At 66.1% G+C, this 1,166-nt stretch carries 1 protein-coding gene; it reads left to right on the forward strand.

The genetic code is table 11. The annotated features are described in order from the left end of the window. On the forward strand, nucleotides 1-1,166 hold a 1,166-nt coding region (gene tssI / locus JKP78_RS10005), incomplete at both ends, for a type VI secretion system tip protein TssI/VgrG (protein WP_200626615.1).

Consider the following 1,166-nt stretch of genomic DNA (forward strand, 5'->3'; position numbering starts at 1 on the left):
AAGCGCCTGACCCGCTACCAGGTGACCCTGCGCCCGCAGCTGGCCTACCTGGCCCACCGTATCAACCAGCGCATGTTCCAGCACCTGAACGTGCCGAAGATCATCGCCCAGGTGCTGGAAGAGCATGGCATCCTCGCCAACGCCTACCAGTTCCAGCTGGGCGCCGTTTACCCGGACCGCGAGTACTGCGTGCAGTACGACGAGTCCAACCTGCAATTCATCCAGCGGTTGTGTGAAGAAGAGGGCATCCACTACCACTTCCGCCACAGCGCCGAAGGCCACCAGCTGGTGTTCGGTGACGACCAGACGGTGTTCCCGAAACTGGCCCCCGTACAGTTCCAGCACGACTCCGGGCTGGTCGCCGACACGCCGATGATCAAACGTTTCGGCCTGCGCGTGGAGACCCGCACCAGCAGCGTCACCCGCCGCGACTACGACTTCAAGAAACCGCTGATCCAGCTTGAAGGTGCCGCCGACAGCCTCGACGAGCCGGCCCTGGAAGACTACGACTATCCCGGTCGCTTCCTCGACCGCTCGCGCGGCAAGCACTTGGCCACCCGCGCCCTGGAGCGCCACCGCAGCGACTACCGCCAGGCCGAGGGCCAGAGTGACCAGCCGCTGCTGGCCAGCGGGCACTTCCTGACCCTGGCCAGCCACCCCAACGCCCAGTGGAACGATCTGTGGCTGCTCACCGAGGTGCGCCACCAGGGCCGCCAGCCGCAGGTGCTGGAAGAAGCCATCACCAGCGACGTCGACCCGCGTTTCGACGGGTTCCAGCAGGGCTACCGCAACGTCTTCGTGGTCACGCCCTGGGAGCAACCCTATCGCCCGCCGCTGAACCACCCCAAGCCCAAGGTGCTGGGCGAGCAGCGCGCGGTGGTCAGCGGCCCCGAGGGCGAAGAGATCTACTGCGACGAATATGGCCGGATCAAGGTGCAGTTCTTCTGGGACCGCGAAGGCCAGGCCGATGACAAATCCAGCGTGTGGATGCGCGTGGCTTCGAGCTGGGCCGGGCAGGGCATCGCCGGCCTGCAGCTGCCCCGAGTGGGCATGGAAGTGCTGGTCAGCTTCCTCGAAGGCGACCCCGACCAGCCGCTGGTGACCGGCTGCCTGTACCACGGCGTGAACATGCCGCACTACAAGCTGCCCGACCTGAAGACCCTGGC

The organism is Pseudomonas sp. LAM2023, from assembly GCF_016620375.1.
GTDB lineage: Bacteria > Pseudomonadota > Gammaproteobacteria > Pseudomonadales > Pseudomonadaceae > Aquipseudomonas > Aquipseudomonas anuradhapurensis.